This window comes from Bradyrhizobium sp. KBS0727, from assembly GCF_005937885.2.
Classification (GTDB): domain Bacteria; phylum Pseudomonadota; class Alphaproteobacteria; order Rhizobiales; family Xanthobacteraceae; genus Bradyrhizobium.
On record NZ_CP042176.1, the window covers coordinates 2,127,682 to 2,143,768 of the forward strand.

Here is a 16,087-nt window from a genome sequence, read left to right on the forward strand (position 1 = left end):
GATGCAGCGCAGACATTTGCTCGGAGCGGGATTGGCGATCGCGGTCGCAGGCTTTGCGAACAACGCGATGGCGCAGGCCGAAATCAAGATCGGCGAGATCAACAGCTATTCGCTGTTGCCCGCTTTCACCGAACCCTACCGCAAGGGCTGGCAGCTCGCGGTCGAGGAAATCAATGCCGCGGGCGGTATCGGCGGCAAGAAACTCGTCGTCGTCTCCAAGGATGACGGCGGCAAGCCGGCCGACGCGCAGACCGCAGCCAACGAGCTGGTGTCGAGCGAGAACGTCGCGATGCTCACGGGTACGTTCCTGTCCAACATCGGCCTTGCCGTCAGCGACTTCGCCAACCAGAAGAAGGTGTTCTTCCTGGCGGCGGAACCGCTGACCGACGCCGTCACCTGGTCGAAGGGCAACCGCTATACTTTCCGTCTGCGCCCCTCCAACTACATGCAGGCGGCGATGCTGGTGGAAGAAGCCGCCAAGCTGCCTGCCAAGCGCTGGGCGACGATCGCGCCGAACTATGAATACGGCCAGTCCGCGGTCGCGGTGTTCAAGAAGCTGATGTCGGAGAAGCGGCCCGATATCGTCTGGGTCGACGAGCAGTGGCCGCCGCAGGGCAAGATCGACGCGGGTCCGGTGGTGCAGGCGGTTGCCGCCGCCAATCCGGAAGCCATCCTCAACGTCACCTTCGGCGCGGATCTCGTCAAGCTGGTGCGTGAAGGCAATACCCGCGGTCTCTTCAAGGACCGCAAGGTGGTTTCGTTCCTGACCGGCGAGCCGGAATATCTCGATCCGCTGAAGGACGAGACGCCCGAGGGTTGGATCGTCACCGGTTATCCCTGGTACGACATCAAGACACCGGATCACGACAAGTTCCTGAAAGCCTATCAGGCCAAGTACAACGACTATCCGCGGCTCGGCTCGATCGTGGGCTACCAGACCATCAAGGCGGCCGCGGCGATCCTCGCCAAGGCCGGCTCGAGTGATTCCGAGAAGCTGATCGCCGCGGCTGAAGGCCTGTCGATGCCGTCGCCGTTCGGCGAGATCACCTTCCGCAAGATCGACCACCAGTCGACGCTTGGCGCCTATGTCGGCAAGACCGCGCAAAAGGACGGCAAAGGCGTGATGGTGGATTCAGTCTATCGCAAGGGCGGTGACTATCTTCCGAGCGACGCCGAAATCGAAAAGCTTCGCCCGAAGGAGTGAGGCGTCGAGATCACGGCTTTCATGGTTCGAGACGCGCGGCGATGCCGCGCTCCTCACCATGAGGGTCGGACTTGATGCAGAGTTGAGACCTCATCCTGAGGAGGCGCGCAGCGCCGTCTCGAAGGATGATGCCACCGCACTTTGTGCCCTAGCGGACCACCCATGGCCTTTTATGTCGTTCAGTTCCTGACCGGTCTTGCCAGCGCGGCGTCGCTGTTTCTGGTCGCGTCAGGGCTGTCGATCATTTTTGGCGTCACTCGAATCGTCAACTTCGCCCATGGCGCGTTCTATATGCTCGGCGCCTATGTCGCGTTCACGCTGACCGAGCGGTTTTCGGGCGCATTCGGCTTCTGGGGCGGCGTTATCGCCGCCGCGCTGATCGTCGCTGTCGTCGGCGTTCTCGTCGAGATGGTGTTGCTGCGGCGGATCTATCATGCGCCGGAACTGTTCCAGTTGCTGGCAACCTTCGGCCTGACCCTGATGGTCGAAGACCTGGTGGTGCTGATCTGGGGCCCCGACGATCTGCTCGGCCGCCGCGCGCCGGGCTTCAAGGGCGCGGTCGATTTCTTCGGCCAGAATATCCCGACCTACGATCTGTTCCTGATCGCGCTCAGCCCGGTCGTGCTCGGAATTCTGTGGCTATTGTTCCAGCGCACGCGCTGGGGCGTGCTGGTGCGCGCGGCGACGCAGGACCGCGACATGGTGGCGGCGCTCGGCGTCAATCAGAAATGGCTGTTCACCAGCGTGTTCGCGCTCGGGGTGTTTCTCGCCAGCCTCGGCGGCGCGCTGCAGATCCCGCGCGATGCCGTGCATCATGCGCTGGATCTGCGGATCATCGTCGACGTGTTCGTCGTGGTCGTGATCGGCGGGCTCGGCAGCATCATCGGCGCCTTTGTCGCGGCAGTGCTGGTGTCTGAACTCAACGCCTTCGGTATCCTGATTTTCCCGAAGATCTCCATCATCCTGGTGTTTCTGGTGATGGCGGTGGTTTTGATCGTGCGTCCCTGGGGCCTGTTCGGCAAGCCGGAAGCCGCGGCGCGGCGAACGCCGGGCCTGACCGTCAATCCGTGGCGGCCGCTGACCTCGGGTGAGCGGCTGGCTGCGCTCGGCGCGCTGATCGTGGCGGCGGCGCTGCCTCTCGTCGCCGGCAATTACGCGCTGACCGTCGGCTCCGAAATCGCGATCTTCGTGATCTTCGCCGCCAGTCTGCACTTCCTGATGTCGGTCGGCGGGCTCGCTTCGTTCGGCCACGCCGCCTATTTCGGGCTCGGTGCCTATGGCGTCGCGTTCCTCGCCAAGCTGGCGGGATTGCCGATGATCGTCTCGCTGCTGCTCGGGCCGCTGCTGGGCCTGCTGGGGGCGGCCGTGTTCGGCTTCTTCGCCGTGCAATTGTCCGGGGTCTATTTCGCGATGCTGACCTTGGCTTTTGCGCAGATCGTGTGGTCGATCGCATTCCAGTGGGTCGCGGTCACCGGCGGCGACAACGGCATCCTGGGGGTCTGGCCGGAGAAGTGGGCGGCGAGCCCTGCGAATTTCTACTGGCTGTCGCTTGGGATCGCGGCATCAGCGGTCGCAGCACTCAGGGTGATCGTGTTTTCGCCATTCGGCTTTGCGCTGCGGGCGACGCGGGACTCGCCGCTGCGCAGTGAGGCGATCGGCATCAACGGCAAGCGCGTGCAGTGGACCGCGTTTGTGATCGCGGGCACGGTTGCCGGCGTGGCCGGCGCTTTGTTCGCCTCCCTCAAGGGCAGCGTGTTTCCTGACAGCCTCGGTATTTCGCTGTCGGTCGATGCGCTGGTCATGGTGCTGCTCGGCGGCGTCGAGACGGTGTCCGGCGCGGTGGTCGGCGCCATCGTCTACAAGGCGCTCAACATCTGGCTCGTCAGCCAGACCGATTTGTCCAAGCTGGTGCTGGGCGGCTTCATCGTGCTGATCGTGGTCGTCTTCCCCAAGGGCATCGTCGGTATGCTGGAGACGATCAAAAATCGCCGGCAGTCGTCGGCGTCGAAGTCGGCCATCCTGACATCCCGGATAGAGACTGCCGAATGAGCATGGTCCCCACATTGCTGTCGGTCGAGAGCTTAAGCAAATCCTATGGCGGCGTTCATGCCGTGCGCGGCGTGTCGTTCGAACTGCGCGCCGGTGAAATCCTGGCGCTGATCGGGCCCAACGGCGCCGGAAAAAGCACCTGCTTCGATATGCTCAACGGCCAGAACATTCCCGACAGCGGCCGGATTAATCTGCTCGGCGAGGATACCGCGGGCCGAAAACCGCGCGCGATCTGGCGGCTCGGCGTCGGGCGCACCTTCCAGATTACGGCGACGTTCCCGACCATGACGGTGCGCGAAAACGTCCAGGTCGCGCTGGTGTCGTATGGCCGGCAATTGTTCAATCTGTGGACGTCGACGGCGGCGTACGCACGCGAGGAGGCCGGCCGGCTGCTCGATCTCGTCGGGATGGGCGCCTATGCCGAGCGTCCCTGCGGCGAGTTGGCTTACGGCGACCTCAAGCGGCTGGAGCTTGCGATCGCGCTCGCCAATCAGCCGAAACTGCTGTTGATGGACGAGCCGACCGCCGGCATGGCGCCGCGCGAGCGGATCGAACTGATGCGGCTGACCGCACGCATCGCCCGCGAACAGTCGATCGGCGTGCTCTTTACCGAGCATGACATGGACGTGGTGTTCGAGCATGCCGATCGGATTCTTGTCTTGAACCGCGGCACCCTGATCGCCGAGGGTTCGCCGGAGGAAGTCCGTAGCAATCCGCAGGTGCGCGCCATCTATCTCGGCGAAGGGCTGGTCTACGATGCGCGCCACCGCGAGGGAGCGGGCGCATGAAGCTCTCGGTCAAGGATCTCAACAGCTTCTATGGCCCGGCGCATATCCTGTTCGATATCGCGCTCGACGTCGGCGACGGCGAGGTGGTGGCACTGCTCGGCCGCAACGGCGCCGGCAAGTCGACCACGTTCCGCTCCATCGTTGGTCTGGTCCAGAACCGTTCCGGAAAAATCGTGTTCGAGGGCAAGGACGTGTCGGCCGAGCCGACGCATGCGATCGTGCGCGGCGGGCTCGGCTACGTGCCGGAGGAGCGGCGAATCTTCACGGATCTCACGGTCGAGGAAAACCTCGAGGTCGGCAAGCAGCCGAAGCGGCCGAATGCGCCATACTGGACGCGTGAAAAACTGTTCACGCTGTTTCCAAATCTCGGCGAAATGCGCAGCCGCCCGGGCGGGCGCATGAGCGGCGGCGAGCAGCAGATGCTGACGATCGCGCGCACGCTGATGGGCAATCCCTCGCTGGTGCTGCTGGACGAGCCTTCGGAAGGCCTGTCGCCCAAGATCGTCGAACAGATGGTCGATGCGATCCTGGCGATGAAGAAAGAGGGCGTTAGCATCGTGGTGTCCGAACAGAACCTGCATTTCGCGCGGTTGATCTCGGATCGCGCCTACATCATCGAACGCGGCAAGATCTGTTTCGGCGGCACGATGGCCGAACTCGACGCGCGGCCGGATATCCGGGACGCGCATTTGTCATTGTGACCGGCGAAAGCAAGAGGCGGGGAGCGCAGATGGGAAGGAGTGTTTTGCCGAAACGAAGCGTCAAGCCGTCGCGGCCGTCCTACATTCTCGACGAACAGATCGGCTTCATCCTGCGCCAGGTCTGGCAGCGCCATGCCACGATCTTCGCCCGCGAGATCGGCATCAACTTGACTTCGGCGCAGTGGGCGGCGCTGGCGAAATTGACCGAGACCGGACCGTGCTCGCAGAATTTGCTGGGCCGGCTGACCGCGATGGACGTCGCCACCATCAAGGGCGTGATCGATCGCCTGACCGCGCGCGGCCTGACCGAAACCAGTCCCGATCCCGAGGACGGCCGCCGCCTGCTGGTCAGCCTCACCCGCGCCGGCCAGCAACTGGCCGAAAAGGCCGCGCCGAACGCGCTGGCGATCACCAAGGAAACGCTGGCGCCGCTCGACGCCAAGGAGCGCGAGACGCTGATGGGGCTGTTGAACAAATTGCGGTGATTCGGCGCGCTTGCCCAATTTGAGTTGGATCGCGGTGGCATGGCGGTGCCGCGCGGCGTTCGCGCTACTCCGTGAGGCCGAGCACCAGTGCGACGGCCCCCACCAGGATGAGGCTAATGGCCCAGGACGTATTCAGATTGAACCAGCTCCGCGATATGAATTTGAGACCAAAAAAGCGGTAGACCAGCCATGCCAGGCATCCGCCGGCAGCGATCATCGCGGCGGCGTGGACGACGGAGACCAGCACGGCCATACCGAGATTGGCATTGATCAGGGTCCCAGCTGCTATGTGGCCTTGGTCGAGGTCGGCCTCCCGGCAGAGGCCGAGATAGATCGGCACCAGCATAAACCCCGCGCCATGGGCGATTGCCACGGCGAAGGACCAGAGCCCCAGTTGTGTCGGTCGTATCCGCGCCAACGCTCGTGGATGGTGCCGGTAGACGAGGCGGAAGATACCGAATCCGATGACAAGGAGGCTGGCGCCGATCTGTACCTGGCGCTGCCATTCGACGAGGGCGACCAGCAGCGCGAAGGGAAGGATCACCAGCAGCATCGCGAGCAGATGGCCGGCCGCTAGCGGCCCAAGCGCGGCCAGCATGGCACGCGAACTCCTTTCCATCAATCCAGCCGACACGGCGAGCGGCCACCCCATTCCCGGATTTACGCCGTGGTAGAGGCCGCTCGCGACGACAGCCAGCCAGAGCCAGGCGGGTGTCCAGTCGGCTGCGCTCACATTCAAACCGACGGATAGCAGAACGAATCGGTCGAACAGTCACCGCCGTCGAGCCGGATCTGATGCGCCCGGTAGCCGTCGGGGAAGCTGACCCAGTAGTCCTTTGCCAGCTCGAGGCCACCGCCCGGACTGGCATTGGCCATTACCTCGGCGCCGGGTATTCCGCTTGGATAGAATTGGTCGTCCCAGGTCGAGTAGAGTGAGTTGGTCCAGTAGACGCGTTTGCCGTCGCGGCTGATCTCTACCATCTGCGGACCGCCTGCAAAGGCCTTGCCGTTCGGATGAGGCGTACCGCGTGCGATGCCGCCGATGCGGACCGATCCGGCAAGCTTGGGCTTTCTCGGATCGCTGACGTCGTATTGACGCATTTCGCCGGTGCCCCAGCAGGACACGTAGAGAAACTTGTCGTCCATGGACAGGTCGATATCCGTTACCAGCGGCGGCACGGCCCCAAAGCCCTGCAGAAGCGGCGGCAACTGGTCCTTCGCCGCAGGCTCGGGCGGGATCGTCGCCGTCTTCTCGATGTGAAACTTGCCGCCCTCGCGCCACCAGGTCCAGATCGAGCCTTCGAGGTTTGTGGTGTCGACCACGACGCCCAGGAATCCGTACTCGCGAACGGGATCATGCGCCGGACGCACCTCCAGCGCCATTTGATGGTTGGCGCCGAGGTCGATGGTCTGGACATTCCGCCGCGCCCGCAGATCCCAGAAGTGGACCCGATGGCCGTATTTGTTCGAGAGAAGATCCTCGGGCACAATTCCGTTCTCGAACTGCGGTGGCAACGCCCACTCGCTGGTCACCATGTAATCGCGTGGCAGGTTCCACCAGAAGTCATAATGCAGCTTTTGAGAACCGCGATCGATCTCCCATCGTCCGAGGACATCGAATGTCTCGCAGTCCATGATGAAGACGCCGGGTGGTCCATCGGTGCCATCCTTGCCGCCGCCGCCGAGCGTGCTGACGTAAATGCCGTCCGGCCCGCAGTGGATCGTGTGCGGCCGCGAGTACCCGGTCTTCTTGAAGATTTCCTCAGGCTCGATGATTTTGTGAATCTTCGCCTGGGTGGGATCCGGCTTGGTATCGATGACGTAAATCCGGGAGGATCGGATCCCGGGGATGATGAGGTAACGGCGTTCGAGGAATGTGTGTGCGGTGAGCGGTGACAAGGCCGACGAGCAGGCGTTCCACCCGAAATGGTGAAACTCGTCCCCCTTGTTGGGCATCGTCACGGTGTGGACGACCTGACCGAAGCTCGAAGAGCCGGGCTTGACGTCGATCACCGCGAGCGCGTCGGGCTTTGAAAAGTCGGGGCTAAGCAGCAAGGTGTAGGCGAAACGCTCTGGCGGAGCTTCCATCGCAAGCTTCGGCGATGCGTGAAACGTCGGGTCTGGCCTGATCGTCATCGTACTGCCTCCCTGTTTGCCTTGGTGTGTACCAACCCGGCTCAGCGGCATGCAGCAGAACTAACCCGGCTCGTTGATTCCTCTTGCGAGTGCCGCCGGCTGGGTTCGCTTCTCGTGACCATACACCCCAATGCCGTCCGGTGAAAGAAACGATGCGGGCTCCAATCCCGCGGAGGCCGACAAGGCCGCACCAACAAATTGCGGTGATTTGTCCCTCATGGTGAGGAGGCGCGTAGCGCCGTCTCGAACCATGCGGCCCCGCTGGTGCCATTCATCCTTCGAGACGCCGCTTCGCGGCTCCTCAGGATGAGGTCTTGCGGTTGGTGTCCGCTCACAATCTCCGGCACCCATCCGACGGGCCGCGTGTCGTTGAACAAAGTTGCGCTGAGGCGCGACTAATTCAGACAAGCAATTTCTTCGGGATTCCTTCAATGAGAGTGTTGTCGTTGCTGACGGCGGGATTGGTCTTCATCGCCGGGTGCGGCGTGGCATCGGCGGCACAGCCCTACGAAGGGTTTTGGGCGTCGACCAAAACGGATTGCGCCGACCAGGACAGCGCCAACCGCATGAGCATCGAGGGCGGCAACCGCCTTTATTGGAACGAGATGCGGTGCCGCGCCGGCGAAATCAAGCCTGACGGCGATCGCGCCTGGAAGATGCGGCTGTCCTGCGAAGGCGAGGGCGAGAAATTCAAATCCAGCCCGCGGGTCTCGATCGCGACCGACGGCAAACTGGTGATCGACAACGGGCCGGTCGGGCAGGCCAGGCGCCAGACCTACGTGCGTTGCGTGCGAAGACCTGATTAACTCTCGTCTCGCTGACGTGGTTGTGCAGCGTTGATCGGAGGATTCCCATGCCCAAAGTCATCTACGAGCGCGACGGCCGCATTGCGCGCATTACGCTGAACCGGCCGGAAGTCATGAATGCGATCGATGACGAGTTGCCGGACGCGCTCGCCGATGCGGTCGCACGTGCCGACAACGATGCGGGAGCGCATGTGATCGTGCTCGCAGGCGCCGGCCGGGCATTCTGTGCCGGATACGACTTGAGCGCTTACGCCTCCGGAGATGCAGCCAACCGCTATACGCAGGAGATGCCGTGGGATCCGATGAAGGATTACGCCGGCATGGCCGACAACACCAACAAGTTCATGAGTCTGTTCCGCTCGAAGCGGCCGGTGATCTGCAAGGTTCAGGGTTTTGCGGTGGCCGGCGGCTCCGACATCGCGCTCTGTTCAGACATGATCGTCATGGCGGAAGATGCGCGCATCGGCTATCCGCCCGTACGCGTCTGGGGCTGTCCGACGACGGCGATGTGGGTCTATCGGCTGGGTGCCGAAAAAGCCAAGCGGATGTTGTTCACCGGCGACAAGATCACCGGGACAGAGGCGGCCGCGCTGGGTCTCGTGCTGAAGGCCGTTCCGGCCGATCGGCTGGACGACGAAGTCGACGCGCTCGCGCACCGGATCGCAACCGTGCCGCAGAACCAGCTCATGATGCAGAAGCTGATGGTCAACCAGGCGCTCTACAACATGGGTCTCATGGGCACGCAGATGGTCGCGACCCTGTTCGACGGCATCACCCGGCATTCCCCCGAGGGCTTGAACTTCAAGCGGCGGTCGGAGGAAATGGGCTGGAAGCACGCGGTGGACGAGCGCGATCAAGGCACTTTCGACTGGACCACCAATCAACCGATCACGCAAAACCGATAAGCGGGATTGGTAGCCCGCGAAAACCAGGATGCGGACTCATAAATCGTTCGCGATGTCCGCTTTGCTCCGGCCGCGACCGCCTTTGTGCAACCGCAGCAAATGTGGCGATGGGTCAACAAGAGACCCATGCACCGCAGCAAAAAGCGGTTGCTCAATCACATCGAGCGGCAGCCCGCGTCAGGCCGAGGCGTCAAGAAGTCGTGCGTGAGCGTTAAGCTGAAGTCAGGTTTCTCCGCTCGGGTACCATGATAGGCCAGGTTGAGGCCTTCCTTGACCAGCCTGGTGCGGAACTCGCCGAGCCTCTGTGGTCTCTCGGCGTGACATAGCTTGGGATAACGTCGAGGCGGGTCTGCGTTGGACTCCGATTGACCGTCAAACGGCTCGCCGATTTACTTGCCGATTTACTTAATGTGCCTGCGTCGAAGCAGCATCTCCGCCTCTTCCCTTTCTGGGAGATACTGCCCTGTTTCGAGATCGACTAGGATTGGCCCGAGCAGTTCGCATACGGGCGCCGCTCGACCATTCCTGACGTAGAGGCGCACCAGTCCAAGCGCGCTGCGCAATTCGAAAGTCTTCGTCTGCTGGACGCGCGCGATTTCAAGTGCCCTGTTGAAGGCATCTTCGATCATGGAATCGTTCGGTGGGTCGCAACGCATCAAGAGCTCTCCCTGGACACGATGCAGTTCGGCATCGAGCCAATGCTGGCCGGATTGTTTCGTCCAGGTGATCAACTCGCGCACAATTTCCAGCCCGGTCTCGAGTTGCCCTGCTTCTGCGTTCGCCAGGGCAACATGCATCCCCCAGAATGGCTCACAAAGGTAGCAATCATTTTCATTCAGCAAGGTCCAGCCGCGGCGCATTTCAATGAGTCCTTCCATCTGGCCGGCGCGCCACTTTGCAAGGCCGTTCAGGTAGGTCCCGGCGGCGACATACAACGGCATTGTATGTTCGCGGGCGAGAGCGAGGGCAAGGATTGTCTCCGTTTGCTGCAACATACCCCCGCATAGTCCGTCGAAGACGGCCTTATGAACGAGCGCATTGGCTTGCGACAGCGCTCGCTTTTCTCCCGAAACACTCACCGCTGCCGCGGCGAGCCGGCGCGCTCTATCGATCTTCCCGATCGGCCAAAGCACCAGGGCAAGAAACCTCATGATGACGAACGGGAGGTCCAGCGTAGACGCCCTGAAGGTCTCTGGATTCGGCTCGGCGCCGTAAATCTCGAGGGCCCGCTCAAGATGCACGTTCGCATTCAGGTAATCGCCGGCGAACCAACAGGTCACCCCGCTAGTCCAATGTGCGATGACTGCAGCCACCGGCGACTCCGGTCGCCGGTTGGCGGCGCTCACTATTGCGTCCACCAGTTCCCGCATCGGCGCGATCTCGCCGTGAGTCAAGCAAGCGTTGAACAAGCCCGAATGGATAGGCGCCAGTTCGACCGGATCATTGATGTCAGCTGCGAACTGTCGGGCGCGCGTCCATGCGGCCACCGTTTCAGTCGCGCTGTGCCCAAGGCTTCCCCGCAGCGCGCGGCTATATGCAATTTGGAGATTGAGCCGGCTCATGATGCGGCCAGGCTCATCAGGCAACCCGTCAGCGATCGCGACGGCCTTGGCAAGATGTGCGACTGCTTCGGAATATGCCGAGCGCTTAAGGGCTTGCTGGCCGGCCTTATGCCACCACCCGAGCGCTACCTCGCCCAACCCCGCTTCCGTGAAATGATAGGCCAGGATTTCCGGCTCGGTCTCGCCGATGTCCGGAAACTTGTCGCGCAGGACATCGCCAATTTGCTTATGGAGCCGTAGCCGCCGGCTCTTCAGCATGCTCTCGTAGGCCGCTTCCTGAACGAGCGCATGCTTAAAGCCATAGCGTGCTTCCGGCGGCGCGCCATGGCGCATGAGCAGCTCGGCTTCTTCGAGTTGTGCCAGCGCGGCGCGCAACGTCAAATCATCGCGTCCTGCTACACATCGCAGCAGCGTAAATGAGAACTCGCGGCCAATCGCAGCGCCTATCTGCGCCACCTCCTTGACAGGCGCCAGCCGGTCGAGCCGGGCCATCAGCGAGTCCTGCAGAGTCGCGGGAATGGCGAGCGGCGGGAGCGGACTATCGAGGCGATAGCGTCCGGCATCTTTCACTAGCAGCCCGGATTCCAATATCATCTTGGTCAATTCCTCGACGAACAGCGGGATACCATCAGTCCTCTCGATGATGTGCGTCATCATTTCGCCCGGGAGCTGTCGACCGACTGCCAGCTGCTCGACTAGAGCCCGCGCGTCCTGCCGGTCAAGCCGATCCAGCCGTAGCAGGCTGACGTTCGGAAGCCCCACCCAGGGCGGCTCGAACTCGGGCCGAAAGGTCATCAGCACGAGTATCGGCAGCCCCCTGATTCGCTCGACCGTGAGATCGAACAGCTCAAGCGTCGTGGCATCGGCCCAATGCATGTCCTCGCAGACAACCAGAACGGGTTGCCGCCGTGCCAACCCTTCGAGCTGATCGAGAAGGGTGACGAATGTCTGTCGCCGTTGCTGTACTGGATTCAAGCCGAGCGGCGGATAGCGTTCGCCGGTTGCGATCGAAAGCAGAGCGGCGATGAGCGGCGTCGCTTTGGCCACCTGCTGCGTTCCAAGCGCAAGCATTGCCTCAAGCTTGTCGAGCTTTTGCTCTTGCGTGTCCTGCGACCCGATGCCGGCCGCGCGTTCAAGTTGAGCGACAAAGGGATGAAGCGCACTGTTGGTATGGTAGGGTGAGCACTGATAACGCACCCGCCGGTGTGCCCCCAATGCAGGAGTCTCTGACAGCGTTGCAACAAGGCGCGACTTGCCGATTCCGGCCTCGCCGGAAATCAACACCACTTGGCCCTGGCCCTGCCACGCCAGTTGCTGGCGCGAGAGCGCTATTTCGATCTCTGCTCTGCGGCCGACAAAGCCGATCGAGCGCCCAGTTCGCACCGCCTCGAAGCGGCTTTCCGATGCGGCTCCGCCTTCTACCGCCCAGACTGCGATGGGCTCGGAGATGCCCTTGACCTCGCGGCGGCCGAGGCTGCGAAACGTGAACAGATCGCCAAGCAGTTGGCGTGTCGAATCCGCCACGACAAGCGCCCCCGGCTCCGCCAGGCTCTGGAGCCGCGCAGCGAGGTTCGGGGTGTCGCCGACCAGCGCTCGCTCTTCGGACGTCCCTTCGCTGATGAGGTCGCCCACAACCACAAGCCCACTTGCGATCGCGACCCGCACTTCGACCCGCTGTATCGCGCGCGTTTCAAGCGGGCCTATTGCGGTGATAATGTCGAGCCCCGCCCGCACGGCGCGCTCGGCGTCATCCTCGTGCGCGCTGGGATAGCCGAAGTAAGCCAGAATTCCGTCACCCACGAACCTAGCGATAATGCCGTCATAACTAGCAATGACCCTCGCGCAGGCGGCTCGATAGGCACGGATCACCTCCCACATCTCCTCGGGATCGAGACGCGCCGAGAGTGCAGTCGATCCGACCAGGTCGCAGAACATGATGGTGAGGTGGCGTCGCTCGGCATCGCGCCGGACAGCCGGCTCGGAGACCAGTTCGGCTTGCTTGAGTTCGGCTATCGCGCGCAGCATTTTACGACGATGACCAAGCAGGACGCCTAATCTGTCGTAGTCCTGATCCGTCAGTTCGGGAAGGACAGCAAGATCAATCCCGTTCTCGGCAAAACGCAGCGCGTATTGACCAAGGCCCAGCTTCTCAAGCCAGTCCGCAATCTGCTGCATTGGCACCACCCGCTGTCTGGTTGGCGGCCAGCCCCATATTTTGGACCACAGTAACGTAAAAATATCCCAATGTTTCCTCGATGGCACGCACTGTCTGCGGCAATTCCGACGGTCCTTGTCTTACGATTGTTCCGGATGGTTCCCAGTCAAAAAATCCGCTACTCAAGAGAGCAATGAAAGAATGCAAAATCTCTGGATTGCCGGACGCGCCGTTTCACCGCGGCGCGGAACCCACTCGAAGCGTTTAGATATTCTCACTGATGCGGACACGCGCCCGATCGAGTGGATCAATGAAAGTCTCCGCCATCTCCGCTATCGGGCAACAAATGATCAGTACCATGTTACTCAGACAAGCAATTTCGATTGAACCTTTGAGCGCCGGACGATGAACCTCCGATGGGGGTCTTAGCTGGGGGCGAGCGGCACGCGCCTCAGGATCATATTTCGAATCGGGAAAATGCGGCCCGGGGCCCATGTCGGTGCCGCGTTCCCAATGCCGATAAGGGGTTCCGTTTGGATGTTCTCTCGCGCACGCGTGAACCATTTCACACGCCAAGCCTGCGCGATTTGGTACCGTTCGTCGGCACGGAGGACGCAACTATGACCCGTCATAGAATCCCTAATTGGCTTCAGACCGACCTGTTGATCATCAGTCTCTCGCTTGCAATGATTGGCGTAGGGGTCTTCATCGCTCCCTGAGAGCGCGCGCAGCGAAGCACGTTCGAATTGACTATCGAAGCGCGTTGGGCTGGTCGGTGTAGAGGATCGAACGTTCTACAGCCCTCACGTCCGGTCTACCGTTGAACGGACATCGTCACACCTGCCCTGCTCGTCCGTTTCGTGCCAGCACCGGAAGTCAATGAGTTATTCAATCACCTCGTCGGCGCGCGTGAGCACGGTTAGCGGCACCGTGAAGAAGGGCGTGGGCCAACATCCTACCGAAAAGCGATCGCACCGATCCGATCTGCTTCAGCCCGTATCTCTACCGCGCTCGCAACCGGGTCGAGCGGTTCTTCGACAGGATCAAACGATGCCGTCGGGTGGCGACGCGCTATGATAGGCTTGCCGCCAACTATCTAACCCTCGTTCAACTCGCGTCAATCAGGCTATGGCTGCGCCTTGATGAGTCCGCTCCCCTAACTAATGTCCACTCACGATCTCCGGCACCCGTCCCGCCGGCGGGGTGTTGCGGCTGCGCTGGGTGCGGACGATGCCGTCGATGATGGTCATGCCGATGCCGGGGAGGTCGCCGAGCTGCACGCTGTGCAGGATGTTCCTGCCCGGCGAATGCTGCGCCATGTCCATGATGACGAAGTCCGCCGAGCGGCCGACCTCGATGATCCCGCAATCCAGCTCACGCATCCGGGCGGTGTTGCCGGTGGCGAGGCAGAACGCGATTTCCGCCGGCAGTTCGCCGAGCGACGACAATAGCGACACCATGCGCAGGATTCCGAGCGGCTGCACGCCGGAGCCGGCCGGCGCGTCGGTGCCGAGAATGACGCGATTAAGGTCGCCCATCTCGCGCGCGATCCGCAGGGTGAACAGTGCCGAGCGTTCGTTGCCGTTGTGAACCAGCTCGAGACCGCGTTTGCAGCCTTCACAGATGCAGCGGATCTGGTCGTCGGGGAGCGCGGTGTGGCCGCCATTGATGTGACCGACCACGTCGGTGTCGGCTTCCAGCACCACGTCCTTGTCGATCAGGCCGGAGCCGGGGATCGAAGGCCCGCCGGTATGGATGGTGCTCTGGATGCCGTATTTGCGCGCCCAGCCCACCATCTTGCGCGCGGTCGGTCCGTCCTTGACGCCGCCGAGGCCGACTTCGCCGAGCAGCTTGACGCCGGCGGCGGCCAATTCCTTGAAGTCGTCCTCGACCATCTCGCATTCGATCACCGGCGCGCCGGCATGCACCTTCACGCCGCCGGGCCGCAGCGTCCAGAACGAGCGCTGCGCGAAGATCGCCATCGCCTTCAGGCCGATGACATCGCGCGGACGGCCGGGCATGTGGACTTCGCCCGCGGAGATCATGGTGGTGACGCCGCCATGCAGATAGCTGTCGATCCAGTTGATCTGGTTCTGCCGTGGCGTCCAGTCGCCGGCGACGGGATGGACGTGGCTGTCGATCAGGCCGGGGGCAACCGTGGTGCAGTTGGCATTGACGACGGTGGTGGCGCCCTCGGTGTCGACGTCCTTCAGCCGGCCGATCGCCGATATCTTGCCGTTCTCGGCCACGATGGTGTCCGCATCCAGGATCGGCTTCTCCAGGGCCCCTGACAGCAACAACCCGATATTGCGGATCACCAGCTTGCTCGGGCCGGTAGCCTGGGGTGCGTCATGGGCCATGGTTTTGTCCTTGTTGTTCAATGCCTTCGGAGCGCCGGACGCCATCTTGCCCGCGGCTTGACGCCGGGATCAAGAAGGATTATTCATTCGTATACGAATGATCGTATACAAATGATTTTGCCGCCAAACCGGCCCGCACGTCAAGGAAACTGACGATGAGCAATTTCAACCAGGAAAGCGTTTTGAGCGTCCACCACTGGACCGACACGCTGTTCTCCTTCACCACCACGCGCGATCCCTCGTTTCGTTTCAGGAACGGCGAGTTCACCATGATCGGGTTGAAGGTCGGCGAGAAGCCGCTGCTGCGCGCCTACAGCGTCGCCAGCGCCAATTACGAGGACCGGCTGGAATTCTTCTCGATCAAGGTGCAGGACGGGCCGCTGACCTCGCGCCTGCAGCACCTGAAGCAGGGCGACGAGATCATCGTCAGCCGCAAGGCCACCGGCACCCTCGTCATCGACAACCTCGAAGACGGCCGAAACCTCTACCTGATCGGCACCGGCACCGGGCTGGCGCCGTTCCTGAGCGTGATCAAGGATCCCGAGACCTATGAGCGGTTCGAGAAGGTGGTGCTGCTGCATGGCTGCCGCCGCGTCGCCGAACTCGCCTATGGCGAAATGATCACCGAGAAGTTGCCGAACGACGAGTTGATCGGCGACTACATCCGCAACCAGTTGATCTATTACCCGACCGTTACGCGCGATCCCTTCCGCAACCGCGGCCGGATCACCGACCTGATCAATTCGGGCAAGCTGTTCGGCGATATCGGGCTGGCCTCGCTCGATCCCGTGCACGACCGCGTCATGATCTGCGGCAGCCCGGCGCTGGTGACGGACACCCGCACCCTGCTCAACGGCAAGGGGTTTGTCGAAGGCAATCACGGCCAGCCGGCGCAGTTCGTGGTCGAGAAGGCATTCGCGGAGCGGTAAGGCGCTC

At 62.3% G+C, this 16,087-nt stretch carries 12 protein-coding genes and 1 pseudogene; 9 read left to right on the forward strand and 4 right to left on the reverse strand.

The annotated features are described in order from the left end of the window. Window position 1: 1 nt before the first annotated feature. From FFI89_RS09760 to FFI89_RS09780, 5 genes are all read left to right on the forward strand, one after another. Entirely contained in the window at window positions 2–1,204 is a 1,203-nt protein-coding gene (locus FFI89_RS09760) for an ABC transporter substrate-binding protein (protein WP_138835067.1), read from the forward strand. A 162-nt stretch (window positions 1,205–1,366) separates the two neighbouring features. Beyond that, window positions 1,367–3,253: an ABC transporter permease gene (locus tag FFI89_RS09765; RefSeq protein ID WP_138835069.1), complete on the forward strand. Its 1,887-nt coding sequence runs from the start codon at window positions 1,367–1,369 to the stop codon at window positions 3,251–3,253. Continuing rightward, a complete protein-coding gene (locus tag FFI89_RS09770; RefSeq protein WP_138835071.1) occupies window positions 3,250–4,041 on the forward strand; it encodes an ABC transporter ATP-binding protein in 792 nt (263 codons plus the stop codon). The genes FFI89_RS09765 and FFI89_RS09770 overlap by 4 nt, the downstream gene beginning before the upstream one ends. Next, on the forward strand, window positions 4,038–4,742 hold the full coding sequence (locus FFI89_RS09775; RefSeq protein ID WP_138835073.1) for an ABC transporter ATP-binding protein: 705 nt from the start codon (window positions 4,038–4,040) through the stop codon (window positions 4,740–4,742). The genes FFI89_RS09770 and FFI89_RS09775 overlap by 4 nt, the downstream gene beginning before the upstream one ends. Before the next feature lie 29 nt (window positions 4,743–4,771). Then, window positions 4,772–5,227, forward strand: coding sequence for a MarR family winged helix-turn-helix transcriptional regulator (locus tag FFI89_RS09780; RefSeq protein WP_074826019.1), 456 nt, complete (start codon window positions 4,772–4,774; stop codon window positions 5,225–5,227). Between the two features lie 64 nt (window positions 5,228–5,291). On the opposite strand, the gene FFI89_RS09785 is transcribed toward FFI89_RS09780, so the two are convergent. Then, window positions 5,292–5,960, reverse strand: a complete 669-nt coding sequence (locus FFI89_RS09785) for a hypothetical protein (RefSeq protein WP_138835075.1) — start codon at window positions 5,958–5,960, stop codon at window positions 5,292–5,294. A gap of 2 nt (window positions 5,961–5,962) precedes the next feature. After that, window positions 5,963–7,363 carry a selenium-binding protein SBP56-related protein gene (locus FFI89_RS09790; protein ID WP_138835076.1) on the reverse strand — a complete coding sequence of 467 codons (1,401 nt, stop codon included), beginning with the start codon at window positions 7,361–7,363 and terminating at the stop codon, window positions 5,963–5,965. A 431-nt stretch (window positions 7,364–7,794) separates the two neighbouring features. Between FFI89_RS09790 and FFI89_RS09800 the strand changes: the two genes are divergently transcribed. Further along, window positions 7,795–8,169 (forward strand): hypothetical protein, encoded by a 375-nt coding sequence (locus FFI89_RS09800; RefSeq protein WP_138835080.1) that lies wholly within the window; start codon window positions 7,795–7,797, stop codon window positions 8,167–8,169. A gap of 47 nt (window positions 8,170–8,216) precedes the next feature. Further along, window positions 8,217–9,074, forward strand: coding sequence for a crotonase/enoyl-CoA hydratase family protein (locus tag FFI89_RS09805; RefSeq protein WP_138835082.1), 858 nt, complete (start codon window positions 8,217–8,219; stop codon window positions 9,072–9,074). A 401-nt stretch (window positions 9,075–9,475) separates the two neighbouring features. On the opposite strand, the gene FFI89_RS09810 is transcribed toward FFI89_RS09805, so the two are convergent. Beyond that, window positions 9,476–12,811 carry an adenylate/guanylate cyclase domain-containing protein gene (locus FFI89_RS09810; protein WP_168212849.1) on the reverse strand — a complete coding sequence of 1,112 codons (3,336 nt, stop codon included), beginning with the start codon at window positions 12,809–12,811 and terminating at the stop codon, window positions 9,476–9,478. 980 nt (window positions 12,812–13,791) lie between these two features. Here FFI89_RS09810 and FFI89_RS34845 point away from each other — a divergent pair. Next, window positions 13,792–13,929: pseudogene (locus FFI89_RS34845) on the forward strand (transposase); the annotation flags it as partial. A gap of 22 nt (window positions 13,930–13,951) precedes the next feature. On the opposite strand, the gene FFI89_RS09820 reads toward FFI89_RS34845, so the two are convergent. Beyond that, complete coding sequence (locus tag FFI89_RS09820) at window positions 13,952–15,151, reverse strand: amidohydrolase family protein (protein ID WP_138835086.1); 1,200 nt, start codon at window positions 15,149–15,151, stop codon at window positions 13,952–13,954. 155 nt (window positions 15,152–15,306) lie between these two features. Here FFI89_RS09820 and FFI89_RS09825 point away from each other — a divergent pair, with 155 nt between their 5' ends. Further along, window positions 15,307–16,080, forward strand: a complete 774-nt coding sequence (locus tag FFI89_RS09825; protein ID WP_138835087.1) for a ferredoxin--NADP reductase — start codon at window positions 15,307–15,309, stop codon at window positions 16,078–16,080. The last annotated feature ends 7 nt before the right edge of the window (window positions 16,081–16,087 follow it).

Bases quoted from the DNA above. Each gene is read 5' to 3' on its own strand.
- FFI89_RS09790 (WP_138835076.1), bottom strand. From the start codon at position 7,363: ATGACGATCAGGCCAGACCCGACGTTTCACGCATCGCCGAAGCTTGCG.
- FFI89_RS09800 (WP_138835080.1), top strand. From the start codon at position 7,795: ATGAGAGTGTTGTCGTTGCTGACGGCGGGATTGGTCTTCATCGCCGGG.
- FFI89_RS09780 (WP_074826019.1), top strand. From the start codon at position 4,772: ATGGGAAGGAGTGTTTTGCCGAAACGAAGCGTCAAGCCGTCGCGGCCG.
- FFI89_RS09820 (WP_138835086.1), bottom strand. From the start codon at position 15,151: ATGGCCCATGACGCACCCCAGGCTACCGGCCCGAGCAAGCTGGTGATC.
- FFI89_RS09760 (WP_138835067.1), top strand. From the start codon at position 2: ATGCAGCGCAGACATTTGCTCGGAGCGGGATTGGCGATCGCGGTCGCA.
- FFI89_RS09825 (WP_138835087.1), top strand. From the start codon at position 15,307: ATGAGCAATTTCAACCAGGAAAGCGTTTTGAGCGTCCACCACTGGACC.
- FFI89_RS09770 (WP_138835071.1), top strand. From the start codon at position 3,250: ATGAGCATGGTCCCCACATTGCTGTCGGTCGAGAGCTTAAGCAAATCC.
- FFI89_RS09765 (WP_138835069.1), top strand. From the start codon at position 1,367: ATGGCCTTTTATGTCGTTCAGTTCCTGACCGGTCTTGCCAGCGCGGCG.
- FFI89_RS09805 (WP_138835082.1), top strand. From the start codon at position 8,217: ATGCCCAAAGTCATCTACGAGCGCGACGGCCGCATTGCGCGCATTACG.
- FFI89_RS09810 (WP_168212849.1), bottom strand. From the start codon at position 12,811: ATGCAGCAGATTGCGGACTGGCTTGAGAAGCTGGGCCTTGGTCAATAC.
- FFI89_RS09775 (WP_138835073.1), top strand. From the start codon at position 4,038: ATGAAGCTCTCGGTCAAGGATCTCAACAGCTTCTATGGCCCGGCGCAT.